Origin of the sequence: Paenibacillus elgii NBRC 100335, assembly GCF_004000865.1 — a bacterium.
Taxonomy (GTDB): Bacteria; Bacillota; Bacilli; order Paenibacillales; family NBRC-103111; genus Paenibacillus_G; species Paenibacillus_G elgii.
In genome coordinates, this window is the sequence record NZ_BIMB01000034.1 from 1 (window position 1) to 14,825 (window position 14,825).

The following is a 14,825-nucleotide window of genomic DNA, read 5'->3' on the forward strand; positions in this document are numbered from 1 at the left end:
GCCTCCTTGACCCTGACCTTGACCGCCGCGATAGCCGCCGCCTTGACCTCCTTGGCCGCCACGATTGCGATCTTGTCCTTGGCGGGACTGGCCTTGGCCTTGACGGCCTTCGCCGCCCTGACCTTGCGGTCTGTTTTGTCCCTGATCGCTGTTTTGACCCTGATCGCTGTTTTGTTTAGGTGCAGCCGATTGTACTTGCGCCGTTTGTGGGCGCTGTTCCGGTTTCGGCTGCGACGCTACGGTTTCTTGTTTGGACTCCGGACGATTGGATGGCTTATCCCCTGTTTTGGCTCCGCCTTCGCCCCGTTTTGCTGCTGCATTGGCTTTAACATCTCTGAAAAATTTCTCTACACTCGACACCGCATCATTCTCCATTACGCTCATATGATTGTTGACCGGAATATCCAGTCTTTTTAAAATTGTGATGATCTCTTTACTGCTCATATTTAAAGATTTGGCATACTCGTACACTCTGAGTTTGTCTTTATTGTTGTCTTGTTTGGTCAATACCGTCCACCTCCGTACGATCTAACTGCTTCAACAACATCCGCGCAAATCCCGCATCGTTTATACCAATGACGACTCGCGCTTCTTTACCGATACTGGCTCCAAGCTGATCCCGACGGCCGTACTGATGGATAGGAACTTGATAATAAATGCACTTATCGTTCACTTTCTTGAAGGTGCCTGCGGAAGCGTCCTCGGCCACGATCACAAGCTTCGCTTCGCCGCTTCGGACCGATTCGATCACCATGTCTTCGCCGGTAACCAGTTTTCCCGCCCGCATGGCGAGCCCCAGATTCGAGAAAAATTTGTCACTATTCTTGTTCATCATCCACCGCGTCTTTTCCGGCAATAAATTCGTCTTCCACTTTAATAAAATCCTGCTCGAGAGCGTCGTAAATATCCGGACTGACCGACGATTTCAGTGCGCGATCCAGCGCACGTGATTTCTTGGCCAGCTTGAAGCAGGATAGTTTTCCGCACAAATAGGCGCCGCGTCCGGCTTTTTTTCCCGTCAAATCGATGAGCAATTCATCATTCGGCGTTTTCACCACGCGGATTAGTTCTTTCTTAGGCATCATCTGCTGGCAGGCTACGCATTTACGCAGAGGTATTTTTCTTTGTTTCATTGGATCCATCCCCCTCCCGCATGGCCGTCAGACCGATGTCTGCGAATTAATCGATACTGACGGAATCCTGGTGCATTTCTTCAGCATATGTCTTCGGTCGGCCATATTCCTGCTCGGCTTGCGTCTCACTCTTAATGTCGATCTTCCAGCCGGTCAATTTTGCGGCCAGCCGCGCATTCTGCCCTTTAATGCCAATGGCAAGCGACAGCTGATAGTCCGGCACGATAACCCGGGCCATTTTCTCGGCTTCGAACACTTGCACCTCCAGCACCTTAGACGGGCTAAGCGCGTTGGCGACATACTCCTCCACGCTTTCCATCCAGCGGACGATGTCAATTTTCTCGCCCTTTAGCTCGCCGACGATCGTTTGCACGCGCATGCCCTTCGGCCCGACGCAAGAACCGACCGGATCGACTTCCGGATTACGGGAGTATACCGCAATCTTGGAACGGAAACCAGCTTCGCGGGCGACGGAACGAATTTCGACAACCCCTTGAAAAATTTCCGGAACTTCCAGCTCGAACAACCGTTTCAACAGCCCTGGGTGCGTACGGGACAAAATGATCTGCGGCCCTTTGGTCGTATTTTCGACCTTGGTGATATACGCTTTAATGCGGTCCCCGTGCTTGAATTTGTCGGTGGGCATCAGCTCATTCAGCGGCATGACCGCTTCAATTTTACCCAAATCGATATACAGGTTGCGCGTGTCTTGACGCTGCACGATACCGTTGACGATGTCTTCCTCTTTATCGACATAGGCATTGTAGATCAGGCCGCGCTCCGCTTCGCGGATCCGCTGCGTGACGACCTGCTTCGCCGTCTGAGCCGCAATCCGGCCGAAATCGCGAGGAGTAACCTCAAGCTCGACGATGTCGTTCAACTGATAATTTTGGTTCATTTCTCTTGCAGCGAAGAGCGAAATTTCCAGCCGCGGATCAAGCACATCGTCGACAACCGTTTTGCGGGCGTATACTTTAATGAGACCCGTATGCCGGTTGATGTCGACGCGCACGTTTTGCGCGGTATTGAAATTGCGCTTATAGCTCGAAATCAGCGCTGCCTCAATCGCGTCGATCAGCACGTCTTTGGCGATGCCTTTCTCCTTTTCGATTTCGTTTAGCGCTTCGATAAAATCCATGTTCATTTGAATGGAGTTCCCCCTCTCATAAAATGCGAGCCGCCCGACGCTTTGCCAGATCGAGCCTAAAATTTGATGGCGAGCCTGGCGCCGGCCACTTTGTCAACCGGGATTTCATGCTTTTTCTTGCCGATTTCGATGACAACCGTTTGTTCGTCGTACGATACGAGCGTGCCCTCGAATTCCTTCAAACCGTTTACCGGTTCGTACGTCGTCACGAAGACGTGCTCGCCAATCGCTTTACGATAGTCCTGAGGCTTCTTGAGCGGACGCTCCGCCCCGGGCGAAGACACTTCCAGGAAGTAAGCCGATTCGATGGGGTCCTTCTCGTCCAGCTTGGCGCTGAGGTATTCGCTGATGCGGCCGCAGTCATCGATGTCGATGCCGCCTTCTTTATCCACATATACCCGCAAAAACCAGTTGCCGCCTTCTTTTACATATTCGATGTCGACCAGCTCAAATCCGTTTTCGTCCAAAAAGGGGCGAACCAGCTCTTCCACAGTGGATTTGATGTTTGTGCTCAAACGTGCGTTCCTCCTTAATCTGGTAAAAAGCGATTGACAGTAGTTGGTTGTTAAGCAAAGGCCGTTCAACCCAACGTCTTCACTTCACGTCCGGGCCAGCTTAAACGGCTGAACGCTTAGCGCACATCTGCGCCGAACTAACGCTTCACTCGCTTCGGGGCCTTATACAAAATGTAAAGAGTGGGTTTCCCCACTCTTTGGTCACGAGATATTACATTGCTACCGAAGAAGATTATACCATAAGTGCAGAGATCATGCAATAAGGCGTAAAAAGGCGCCTGAGGAAGCAAGGAAGACTTCTTCGGAAGTTCTAAAACAGCGAAAGCTGGTTCGTCTCCGGAAGGCCGCGGAAGCAGCCCATGCCGTTAAGAATTTCGACGATCGTCTTCGATGCCTTGCTTCGGGTCTGGAAGTCCTCAATCGATAAGAACGGTCCGTCGTTTTTGGCGGCTGCGATGTTCTTCGCCGCGTTCTCCCCGATCCCCGCAATGGCGGAAAACGGCGGTATAAGCGAGTCGTCCTCGATAAGAAACTTTGTCGCGTCCGATTTGTACAAATCGATCGGCTTAAACGAAAAGCCGCGGGCCGTCATCTCCAGCGCCATTTCGAGAATGGAGATCATACTCTTCTCTTTCGGCGTCGCCTGGAACCCTTTTTCCTCAATTTCGATCAGCTTGCGCAAAATTGCGTCGTAGCCTTGGCACAGCAGCTCGATCTCGAAATCCTGCGCACGGACGGAAAAATAAGTCGCATAGTAAGCAATAGGGTGATAAAGCTTAAAGTAAGCGGTGCGCACCGCGGAAATGACGTAAGCGGAAGCATGCGCCTTCGGGAACATGTACTCGATCTTTTCGCACGAATCGATGTACCACAGGGGAACGTTATGCTTCTTCATATCTTCTTTCCACTCGTCGGTGAGCCCTTTGCCCTTCCGCACGCTCTCGGTAATTTTAAATGCCAGTCCCGCGTCCATACCCGCTTTGTAGATTAAATACAGCATGATATCGTCGCGGCACCCGATCACCGTTTTAATCGTGCAGATACCTTTCCGGATTAGCTCCTGCGCATTGCCCAGCCAAACGCCGGTTCCGTGGGAAAGACCCGAAATTTGCAGCAAGTCCGCAAAGCTGGACGGCTTCGCTTCCTCAAGCATCTGACGCACGAACTTCGTCCCCATCTCCGGCACCCCGTAGGTCGCCACCGGCGTCCGGATCTTCTCTGGTGTTACGCCAAGCGCGTCCACGGAGTTAAACATGCTCATAACTTTCGGATCGTTCATCGGAATGGTCGTCGGGTCGACGCCGGTCAAATCCTGCAGCATCCGCATCATCGTCGGATCATCGTGTCCCAGAATATCGAGCTTCAGCAGGTTGGCGTCGAAGGCGTGATAATCGAAGTGCGTCGTTTTCCACTCGGCGCTCGTATCGTCGGCCGGATATTGTACCGGAGTGATATCGTCGACCTCGATGTAATCCGGTACGACTACGATCCCGCCGGGATGCTGCCCGGTGCTTCGCTTTACGCCCGTGCAGCCGGAAGCCAGCCGGTTTAACTCCGCGCCGCGCCACTTTTTGCCATGCTCTTCTTCATATTTTTTTACAAAACCGAATGCCGTTTTTTCCGCAACCGTACCGATCGTACCCGCCCGGAACACGTTTTTCTCGCCAAACAGCACTTTGGTGTAGTTGTGCGCTTGCGGCTGGTATTCGCCCGAAAAGTTCAAATCGATATCGGGAACCTTGTCGCCCTTGAAGCCGAGGAACGTTTCGAACGGAATGTCCTGGCCTTCGCCTTTCAGCTTTTCCCCGCAATTCGGGCAGTTTTTATCCGGCAGGTCGAAGCCGCTGGGGATCGATCCGTCGAGAATCCATTCGCTGTGTTTGCACGACTTGCAAATGTAATGCGGCGGCAGCGGATTAACCTCGGAAATGCCGAGGAACGTCGCTACGACCGAGGAACCGACCGAGCCCCGCGAACCGACGAGATAGCCGTCGGCGTTCGACTTCTTTACGAGCCGCTCGGAGATGAGATAGTTCGCCGAGAAACCGTACTTGATAATCGGCACAAGCTCCTTCTCCAGTCGCGCTACAATAACCTCCGGCAGCGGGTCTCCATAAATCTGCTTTGCCGTTTCGTAGCAAGTGTTGCGGATCTCGTCGTCCGCTCCTTCGATAATCGGCGTAAACAGCTTGGTCGGAAACAGCTCCAACTCCTCGAACCGGTCGGCAAGCTCCGATGTGTTTTTCACGACGACCTCGTAAGCCGTTTCTTTCCCCAAATATTCAAACTCTGCAAGCATTTCTTTCGTTGTGCGAAGGTGCACGTCCGGTTTGCGGATATCCTTAAGCGGGCTGAACCCGGTAATCCCGTGAATGGTGATGTCACGGTATATTTTTTCCCGCGGATGCAGATAATGCACGTTGCCCGTCGCAATAACAGGCTTGCCGAGCTTGCGGCCGATTTGGACAATTTTGCGATTGGCATCCTCCAGCAGTGCCGGGCTGCCGACCAAGCCTTTGTCCACCAAATGCATGTTTACGCCAATCGGCTGAATTTCGAGCACGTCGTAAAATTCTGCGACCATTTCCGCTTCTTCGACCGATTTGTTTAGCACCGTTTCGTAAAACTCGCCCTTTTCGCAGCCCGAAGCGATGATCAGGCCTTCACGCATTTCCTTCAGCTTGCTCTTCGGAATGCAGGCCACCCGATGAAAATACTCCGTGTGCGAAAGCGATACGAGACTGAACAGATTTTTTTTGCCGACCATATCTTTGGCGTAAATGCAGCAATGGAACGGCCGCTGCGTTTTGAGGTTTTTACCGACCTCGTCGTTCAAACGGGACAGCTGCTTATAGCCGCGGTCCCCCGCTTCTTTCAACAGATGAAAAAGCACATGTCCGAGCGCAATCGAGTCGTCAATCGCCCGGTGATGGTTGTCCAAGCTGACCTTGAACTTGTCGGAGAGCGTGTTCAGCCGGTGATTTTTAAGTGTCGGGAACAGCAGCCGGGCAAGCTCAAGCGTATCCAGCACGGGATTGGTCACTTCGGGTAAACCGAGCCGTTTGCAGTTCGCTTGAATGAACCCGATATCGAATCGTGCATTGTGCGCTACCAGAACGCTGTCTCCTACGAACTCGATAAACTTGGGCAGCATCTCCTCCAGCTCGGGCGCACCTTTGACCATGTCGTCCGTAATGTTGGTGAGCTGCTGAATGTTATATGGAATCCGCTCATGCGGATCGATGAACGTGGCAAAACGATCGATTTCTTTACCTTCCTTCATCCGGACGCCGGCAAGCTCGATAATTTTGTTGCTGGTGACAGACAACCCTGTAGTCTCGATGTCGAAAATAACATATTCCGCATCGGCGAGGTCAATCTCCGTCGCATTCATAACGACCTGTACAGAATCGTCCACAACGTTGGCTTCCAAACCGTAGATGACCTTGATCCCGTTTTTCTTCGCGGCCTTATACGCCTCCGGGAAGCATTGAATGCCGCTGTGGTCAGTCACCGCAATCGCTTTATGACCCCATTTCGCAGCGGTCTTGATGTATTGGTCGACCGGCGTGATTCCGTCCATTGTGGACATTGCAGTATGAAGGTGAAACTCCACCCGCTTCTCTTCCGCATCGTCCTTCCGGTCCGGCGGGGCCACGATTTCATTGACGTCGGATGGAATCATCACGAGCTCGGGGATTTGCATAAACCGGTCGTATTCAACCCGGCCGCGCAGCTTCAACCACTTGCCGTTCGTGATGAGGCTGTAAATTTTGACATCTTCTTTCGTCTTGGCAAACGCCTTGACCATAATCGAATCGGAAAAGTCGGTAACGTTGAACATGAACAGCGTGCTGCCATTTTTAAGCTCTTTCGTGTCCAGGCCGAAGACCGTACCTTGTACCGTAACTTTCTTCTCTTCGTCCCTGACGTCCTGCAGCGGAACGGCCGGATCTTTAATGTCATAGCCGACCATCAGCTTCAGCTCCGCATCCTGCTGCGCATCCGCTTCGTTCTCCGCCTCTACAGCCGTCAGGATATTGATCGTCACTTCTTTCTCTTCCTGCTCGATCTGCTTCGAGAACCTCTCCAGCTCTTCTTGCCGGGAATCGCTAACCGCGTACTTCACATGAAAATCGACGCCGAAAAATCCGCTGAAATACCGCTGAATCAGTCCGCCGATATTTTTTTTCTTCGCCAACTCCAGACCGATCGTGTCGAGCAAATAAAGCGTAAGCACGTTCCCGTTCGTTTCAATTTTGGCCTTGGTCATCCAGCCGTTAATCGACGCCGCTTCCCGCTGCACCCATTCGAGAAACATGCTCCAGTATTCATGTGCCACTTCTTCCGGCTTCACGTCCGGCGTGTATTGGAGTACGAAACGAATGGCAGCGATGTGCGAGAATTTGTCCCGGATCATTTTGCAGAAGGAACGGTAAATATCTTGCGGCACCACTTGAGTTTTGACGATATGAAACGTCCATTCCCTGTTTTTGCGGCTCGTTTCCACTTTATCGATATACCCGTCCGAAAAAAAAGACCGAACCACGTCCGCCGGTACACTGGCCTGCTGCATCAGCATTTCAAAGCGGTCCCGTTTCAGCGCCGTACTGTCATTGCTCATGGTGCTCCTCCCCCGTAAAACGATGAAAGGGGCAAAAGGAGTGTTGCTTTCCCGTTGCCCCTTATGTAAAAGGTTAGGCGTTTGTTTAGCTAAGTGGAAAGTTTGTTTCTACCGGCCGAGCGGAAAAGTATTGCCACTCCACCGCTCTTGAAATCAAGTTGCCCTATCTTATAAAAACCTGCAAGGTAGCAACTTGATTTCAAAGGCGGCCGTTTCACTTTCCGTGGCAACACTTTTCCTGGGGCTAGTAGAACAATACTTTAAAGTCAAAAGCAAACACAAACTCCTAATTACATGCCGTTAGTAAAAAATAGTGTTAATACGATTTGCCGAAGACGACGGTGTGCTTGGCGTCTTCGCCGCAGACGAGGCACTTCGGCTTGGATACGCCCGGCTCGAACGGAATGTTACGGCTCGTTGCGCCTGCCTCTTCCTTGACTTGCGCTTCGCAAGCGGCAGATCCGCACCAGCCCGACAATGCGAAGCCGCGCTTTTGCTCGAGAAACGATTTCAGCTCGTCCACCGTATCCGCTTCAGTCATGCTTTCGTCGCGGAACCGCTTGGCTCGATCATACATTTCCTGCTGCGTCTCCGTCAACAATTTTTGCACTTCTTCCACAAATTGGTCCTGCTGGACGACACGCTTCTCCCCGGTAATCCGGGATACCAAGACCACTTGCCCGTTTTCCATATCCCGAGGTCCCAGTTCGACGCGAACCGGTACGCCACGCATTTCGTATTCGTTAAACTTCCAGCCCGGGCTTTGGTCCTGACGATCGTCCACTTTTGCGCGTACGCCAGCCTGCTTCAACTGGGCATACAGCTCGTCGACGCGGCCAACAACCTGCTCTCTCGTCTTCGGAGGACCGATCGGAATCATGATGACTTGCGTCGGCGCGATCTTCGGTGGCAAAGCTAAACCGCGGTCGTCGCCGTGGACCATGATCAAAGCTCCGATGAGACGGGTACTTACACCCCAGGAGGTCGTATGGCAGAACTGATGCTGGTTCTCGCGGTCCAAATATTTAATATCGAACGCCACGGCGAAGTTCGTGCCCAAATAGTGGGAAGTTCCCGCTTGTACCGCTTTGCCGTCCTTCATCATCGCTTCGATCGAATACGTATCAACAGCCCCCGCAAACTTCTCGGAAGGCGTCTTTTGGCCCATGATAACTGGAATCGCTAAGAACTCTTCGGCGAAAGAACGATAAATTTCCAGCATCTGCATCGTTTCTTTACGTGCATCGGCTTCGTCCTCATGAGCCGTATGGCCTTCCTGCCATAAAAACTCGCTTGTGCGCAAGAACGGCAGCGTCCGCTTTTCCCAACGGACCACGTTAGCCCACTGGTTGATCAAGAGCGGCAGGTCGCGGTAGGAATTAATCCACTCCGCGTACATATGGCCGATCATCGTCTCGGATGTCGGACGAATCGCCAAGCGCTCTTCAAGCTTCTCCCCCCCTGCTTCCGTTACCCACGGGAGCTCCGGGTTGAACCCTTCCACGTGCTCTTTTTCTTTTTGAAAAAAGCTCTCGGGAATGAACAGCGGGAAATAAGCGTTACGGTGTCCTGTTTCCTTAAAGCGGCGATCCAGCTCCCGCTGAATATTTTCCCAAAGCTCGTACCCGTCCGGTTTAAATACGATGCATCCCCGGACCGGCGAGTAGCTCATGAGGTCGGCCTTTTTAATGACATCAATATACCAGCGGGAGAAATCCTCGCCCTGCGGCGTAATCTCTTTCACAAACTGTTTGTCTTGCTTTTGGTTCGACATCGTTCTGTTTTCCCCCTACGGACGGCAATTCGTTATCCTTTAATCAAACGTAAAATATCGTTATAAGTGACGGCTATCATAAGCAGCATCAGCATCGCAAAGCCGACAAAATGCACCATACTTTCCCGGCTCGGATCGACCGGCTTGCCGCGGAGCGCCTCCAGAAGCAAAAACACCAGTCTGCTTCCGTCCAGCGCCGGGATCGGCAGCAGGTTGAACAGTCCCAAATAAAGACTCATAATGGCCATCCATGAGATGTATTGGGCAAACCCTGCGCTGGCCTGCTCGCTTGTAAATTCGACGATCCTTACCGGACCGCCCAAATCGTCCATTTTTACCTGAAGCGTCGCCAGCTTACCAAAACCGTCCATGATAATGGTCGTTGCGGAAACTAGACTTTTCCAGCCTCCCGTAAAACCTTCCAGAACTGTGGCAGGTCGCGTCTCGGTCAGAAGCGAGACTCCGACGCGAATCACGCCGTCCTTGTCCATGAGCGGAGTCACTTCTTTGCGGATCTGCTCCTTGTTGCGCTCAATGATCCAAACCATCGGTTTATTCGGAGATTGTTGAATTAAGTTCGTCAGCTTGCTGCGGTCGGAGCCGACTTGCACATGATCCACCTGAAGGATAATATCGCCGGACTGCAGCCCAGCTTTCTCTGCAGCGGACGCCGGAACGGTTTCCTGAATTTTCACCCGGTTGGGCACTCCTGCAACGAATATGAAGGTTACAAAAAGCGCCAATGCAAGAATAAAATTCATCAGCGGTCCGGCAAAAATAGCCATCGCCCGCTGACCTACCGTCTTGCTCCCGAACTGGCGGTCCCACGGGGCAATCTGCGTTTCCTTTTCCTTGGATACCATCATGGCTTGAGGATGAATCGAATAGCGTTCGATTTCCCCGTCGACATCCAGGCGGACGAACAAATCTTTTTCCAGATCGATCTGCTCGACGACGCCTTCAATCGCATCCCGGCGGCTTTCGAACTCGTCCAGGTAAATGTGCGTAACCTGATTGTCCTCCAACTGCACGGCGATGCGTTGGCCCTGGTTAATCTGAACGATTTCCGGATCTTCTCCGGCCATGCGGACGAAGCCGCCGATCGGAAGAAGTCTGAGCGTATACCGGGTTTCTCCGCGCTTGAAGGAGAGCAGCTTGGGACCGAAGCCGATCGCGAACTCGCGAACGAGAATGCCCGCTCGCTTGGCAAAGTAAAAATGTCCCCATTCATGAATCGTGACTAGAACAAAAAACAAAAGAACAATTTGAAATACGTTCTGGATGTTAGCCAATGGGTGTACGGCCTCCTTAAGTCGCAAATGTTCATATCCAAGTTATGGGCAAATGTTATTGGCTGCATGAAAAATCGTCCGAAGCCTTCCTTTAAGATTAACATTATTCTCAAAGGGAATACAAGCCGGGACTCATGATATGAACATATGAGCGGCTTCGCCGAAAGATGCCCTGGCGTCGCATCTTTAAACGGCTCAGTTTAGTCCAAGCTCCGCGCTTCTTCCCTGGCCCATTGATCGATTTCCAAAATGGCGGATAAATCCGGGGCCGGGACCGGGGAATGCTTGTCCATGACCTTGGCAATCACCTCTTCGATGGCCAGGAATGAAATTTCCCCTTTTAAGAACCGTTCGACCGCAACTTCGTTGGCCGCATTGTACACGGCAGGCATGGAGCCGCCCGTCCGTCCGCTTTCGTACGCCATCCGCAGACACGGATACCGGTCGAAATCCATTTCGCGAAACTGCAGCTTTCCGACATCGGATAAACGCAAACGTTCCGAAGGCGTCGCCATCCGGTCCGGATAAGTCAGCGCGTATTGAATCGGCACCCGCATATCCGGCATCCCCAATTGAGCGATGATGCTGTAGTCTACATACTCGACGAATGAATGGATAATGCTTTCAGGGTGAATCAGCACGTCAATCTGGTCGTACGGCAAACCGAACAGCCAGTGGGCTTCGATCACTTCCAGCCCTTTGTTCGCCATCGTTGCCGAGTCGATCGTGATTTTCGCGCCCATCGACCAATTCGGATGCTTGAGCGCATCTTCAACCGTTACATCAGCAAGCTCTTCCCGAGTGCGGTCACGAAACGATCCCCCGGAAGCGGTTAGCGTAATTTTATGTATACGGTCCCGTGATTCTCCGTTCAAGCACTGGAATATAGCGGAATGCTCGCTATCAACCGGAAGCAAAGCGACGCCGCGCCTTTGCGCCAATTCCGTCACAAGATGGCCTGCGCTAACCAACGTCTCCTTGTTGGCAAGACCGATATGCTTGCCTGCGTCGATGGCGGCCAGCGTCGGCTTAAGTCCTTGGCTGCCGACAATCGCGGTCACGACCAGTTCGGCATCGGTGCCTGCCGCAATTTCGTGCAGCCCCTCTTCCCCGTATAGCACCTGAACGTCCGATTTCGTTGCCGCACGCAGCTGCTCCGCCGCTTCCTTCGTCGCAACGGATAACTTGCGGGGACGAAAGCGCTCGATTTGCTCCAGCAGGAGCGGGATATTATAACCGCCGGCGAGCCCTTCCACCTCGAAACGTTCCGGGTAATGCGATATGACATCCAAGGTCTGGGTTCCGACGGAACCGGTTGACCCCAGAATACTGACTTTTTTCACCAACGTTCACCTCGGGGCAATAGTTATACGTGCGGGAGCAAAGCCGCCAAATGAAGGAACGGAAACACGATCAGCCAGCTGTCGGTCCGATCTAGCACGCCACCATGTCCCGGCAGAATCGTTCCCGTATCCTTGATACCCTTCACCCGCTTGTAAGCGGATTGAATCAAGTCGCCCATTTGACCGACAATCGCAATAACGAGCCCGATCCAAATCGCTTGTGCAAAGCTAAGCAGGTCCGGACGATACCAAGCAAAGCCAAGTGCGACGACAACGGACAACGCTGTGCCGCCGATAGCTCCCTCGACGGACTTCTTTGGACTAATGGTAGGCCAGAGCGGTGTTTTTCCGATCATCGATCCGGTAAAATACGCCCCGGAATCTGTTGACCAAATGCACAAAAATACGAGCAGCGTCCAATAAAGCCCGTTTTCGGCCAACCAGCGCGTCTCCACCATGTAATGAAAGCCGATACCGACGTACACCATGCCCAAAAATGCCGTTGTCACATGATCGATCGTAATTTTGTTCTTCGAAATAACGGTAACGGCCAGCAATACAAACATAAACAACCAAATCAAACGCTCTATCGAAATTCCTGCCTCCTGCCACGGTACGACAAGGCCAATTACTCCTAGAGAACCTAAAATCGAGATTGTTTTGTTCTTGTTAAGACCGTTCATCCGTAAAAACTCGTCGTATCCGATCAGCGACAACACCAGGATTAACCCGGCAAACCAATAGCTTCCCAAATACAACAGGATGAAAAAGGCGAGCCCTGCCACGACTCCTGTGACAATTCGCTGCTTCAAATCGATTCCTCCATCGTTTATGCTGGCAGACGGACGTAACCCAACTGCCCCTACCTGTTGTCAACTGCCGCTATAAACCGCCGTATCTTCTGGCGCGGCGTTGGTATTCCCCGACAGCCTCGTAGAAATGCGGCTCTGTAAATTCAGGCCAGCACAAATCCGTAAAATAAAGCTCCGAATAGGCCAACTGCCAGAGCATAAAGTTGCTGATCCGAAGCTCTCCGCTGGTGCGTATCAGAAGATCGGGGTCCGGGAGCGGATCGGTTAACAAATATTTGGAGAAAAGCGCCTCGTCCACTTCGTCCGCGGCCACTTTATTTTCTTTCATATCCTGTGCGAGCCGCTGAATGCCGTTGAGCATTTCTTTGCGGCTTCCGTAATTTAGCGCAAAGTTCAAAATAAGGCCGGTATTATGTTTCGTTTGATCGATCGCGTCCTGAACCGCTTTCAGCGTGTAATTAGGCAATCCTTCCGGCCAGCCCGTCATACGGATCTGGACGTTATTGGCAATCAGTTCGTCGATTTCTTTCGGAAAAAATTCCATCGGCAGCTTCATCAAATAGTCGACTTCTTCCTTCGGTCTTTTCCAATTTTCCGTGGAAAAAGCGTACATCGTCAGCACCTTCACACCGATGCTGTTTGCGGCCATCGTAATTTTTTTTACGTTTTTCATACCTGAATGGTGGCCTGCCACCCGCGGCAGTCCCCGCTTCTGGGCCCATCGGCCATTACCGTCCATGATGACGGCCACATGGTTCGGAATGTTGTCCGCATCCAGCTTGAGAGCGGCTTGCTCTCCTTCCGGTTTGCTTCCAAACCATTTTCTGAATGACATCATGTCTGAATCCCCCATCAGGAAAGACTAAAAGCCCCCTCGAATAAGGGGGTCTTTACCGGTTACACTTCCATGATTTCTTTTTCTTTGGCAGCCAATACTTTGTCGACTTCCGCGATATGCTTGTCCGTAAACTTCTGGATGTCGTCCTGATGACGGCGGGACTCGTCTTCCGATATGCCCGTCTTCTCCAGCTTTTTGATATCGTCGTTCGCGTCGCGGCGGATGTTGCGGATCGCCACTTTCGCTTCTTCGCCGTACTTACGCGTCATTTTGACGAGCTCGGAACGGCGCTCTTCCGTCAAAGCCGGAATGACGATACGAATCGCGCTGCCGTCGTTGGAAGGCGTCAATCCGAGATCGGATTTCATAATCGCTTTTTCGATAGCGGCAACCGAGCTTTTGTCCCACGGCTGAATCATCAGCGTACGGGAATCCGGCGTATTGATGTTCGCCAGCTGGTTTACCGGTGTCATAGAACCGTAATATTCGACTTGAACGCGATCCAGCAGAGCAGGGGTAGCCCGCCCCGCACGAAGCGAAGCCAGCTCCTTCTTCAATGCGACGATCGCTTTCTCCATGCGTTCTTCCGCACTTTTTTTAATGGATTGCGGCATAGATTACACACTCCCTTTTACGATCGTGCCAATCTTCTCCCCAACTACGACGCGCTTGATATTACCGCTCTCCGTAATCGAGAAGACGACCAGCGGAATATTGTTGTCCATACATAAGGAGGATGCGGTCGAGTCCATAACGCCAAGGTTTTTGTTCAGCACTTCGAGGTAGGTCAGCGTTTCGAATTTTTGCGCGGAAGCGTCTTTAAACGGATCGGCCGTGTAGACGCCGTCCACTTTGTTTTTCGCCATCAAGATGACTTCCGCTTCGATTTCGGCTGCTCTAAGCGCTGCGGTCGTATCCGTCGAGAAATACGGATTGCCCGTTCCTGCCGCGAAAATGACAACCCTGCCCTTTTCCAAGTGGCGGATCGCTCTTCTGCGGATGTACGGTTCTGCAACCTGCTGCATCGTGATGGACGTTTGTACTCGTGTCGGTACGCCGATCGTTTCCAGCGCATCCTGCAGCGCCAGCGAGTTCATCACCGTAGCCAGCATACCCATGTAGTCTGCGGTTGCCCGGTCAATGCCTTTTGCACTTCCGGCAATACCGCGCCAGATGTTGCCGCCACCAACGACGATGGCGACCTCCACCTGAAGATCCACTACTTCCTTCACCTGCTGGGCGATGGACGAAATCATCTCGGAGTCGATGCCGTAACCTTGCTGTCCGGCTAACGCTTCTCCGCTTAATTTCAAAATGACTCTTTTATAAATCGGACGTTCCAAGCTC

At 52.2% G+C, this 14,825-nt stretch carries 13 protein-coding genes; all 13 read right to left on the reverse strand.

Annotated elements, in window-relative coordinates; all coding sequences use genetic code 11:
- On the reverse strand, window positions 1–507 hold a 507-nt coding region (locus PEL01S_RS22280), incomplete at its 3' end, for a translation initiation factor IF-2 N-terminal domain-containing protein (protein WP_174806989.1).
- Window positions 485–832, reverse strand: a complete 348-nt coding sequence (locus tag PEL01S_RS22285; RefSeq protein ID WP_063186417.1) for a YlxQ family RNA-binding protein — start codon at window positions 830–832, stop codon at window positions 485–487. The genes PEL01S_RS22280 and PEL01S_RS22285, both read right to left, overlap by 23 nt.
- Window positions 819–1,133 (reverse strand): RNase P modulator RnpM, encoded by a 315-nt coding sequence (rnpM, locus tag PEL01S_RS22290; RefSeq protein ID WP_010491249.1) that lies wholly within the window; start codon window positions 1,131–1,133, stop codon window positions 819–821. Before rnpM ends, PEL01S_RS22285 begins: the two co-directional genes overlap by 14 nt.
- A 46-nt stretch (window positions 1,134–1,179) precedes the next feature.
- Window positions 1,180–2,277 (reverse strand): transcription termination factor NusA, encoded by a 1,098-nt coding sequence (gene nusA, locus PEL01S_RS22295; protein WP_063186411.1) that lies wholly within the window; start codon window positions 2,275–2,277, stop codon window positions 1,180–1,182.
- A 59-nt stretch (window positions 2,278–2,336) separates the two neighbouring features.
- Complete coding sequence (rimP, locus tag PEL01S_RS22300) at window positions 2,337–2,795, reverse strand: ribosome maturation factor RimP (protein ID WP_063186409.1); 459 nt, start codon at window positions 2,793–2,795, stop codon at window positions 2,337–2,339.
- 310 nt (window positions 2,796–3,105) lie between these two features.
- Window positions 3,106–7,419 carry a PolC-type DNA polymerase III gene (locus PEL01S_RS22305; protein WP_127461902.1) on the reverse strand — a complete coding sequence of 1,438 codons (4,314 nt, stop codon included), beginning with the start codon at window positions 7,417–7,419 and terminating at the stop codon, window positions 3,106–3,108.
- A gap of 316 nt (window positions 7,420–7,735) precedes the next feature.
- The gene (gene proS / locus PEL01S_RS22310) at window positions 7,736–9,193 is read right to left on the reverse strand and encodes a proline--tRNA ligase (protein ID WP_127461903.1); all 1,458 of its coding nucleotides are present in this window, start codon (window positions 9,191–9,193) and stop codon (window positions 7,736–7,738) included.
- A gap of 32 nt (window positions 9,194–9,225) precedes the next feature.
- Window positions 9,226–10,485, reverse strand: a complete 1,260-nt coding sequence (gene rseP / locus PEL01S_RS22315; protein WP_010491254.1) for an RIP metalloprotease RseP — start codon at window positions 10,483–10,485, stop codon at window positions 9,226–9,228.
- 200 nt (window positions 10,486–10,685) lie between these two features.
- Entirely contained in the window at window positions 10,686–11,828 is a 1,143-nt protein-coding gene (locus tag PEL01S_RS22320; protein ID WP_127461904.1) for a 1-deoxy-D-xylulose-5-phosphate reductoisomerase, read from the reverse strand.
- Between the two features lie 23 nt (window positions 11,829–11,851).
- Window positions 11,852–12,640 (reverse strand): phosphatidate cytidylyltransferase, encoded by a 789-nt coding sequence (locus PEL01S_RS22325; RefSeq protein WP_127461905.1) that lies wholly within the window; start codon window positions 12,638–12,640, stop codon window positions 11,852–11,854.
- 70 nt (window positions 12,641–12,710) lie between these two features.
- The gene (gene uppS, locus PEL01S_RS22330; RefSeq protein WP_127461906.1) at window positions 12,711–13,478 is read right to left on the reverse strand and encodes an undecaprenyl pyrophosphate synthase; all 768 of its coding nucleotides are present in this window, start codon (window positions 13,476–13,478) and stop codon (window positions 12,711–12,713) included.
- 59 nt (window positions 13,479–13,537) lie between these two features.
- A complete protein-coding gene (gene frr, locus PEL01S_RS22335) occupies window positions 13,538–14,092 on the reverse strand; it encodes a ribosome recycling factor (protein WP_063186396.1) in 555 nt (184 codons plus the stop codon).
- A gap of 3 nt (window positions 14,093–14,095) precedes the next feature.
- Window positions 14,096–14,821, reverse strand: a complete 726-nt coding sequence (pyrH, locus tag PEL01S_RS22340) for a UMP kinase (protein WP_063186394.1) — start codon at window positions 14,819–14,821, stop codon at window positions 14,096–14,098.
- Window positions 14,822–14,825: the final 4 nt, after the last annotated feature.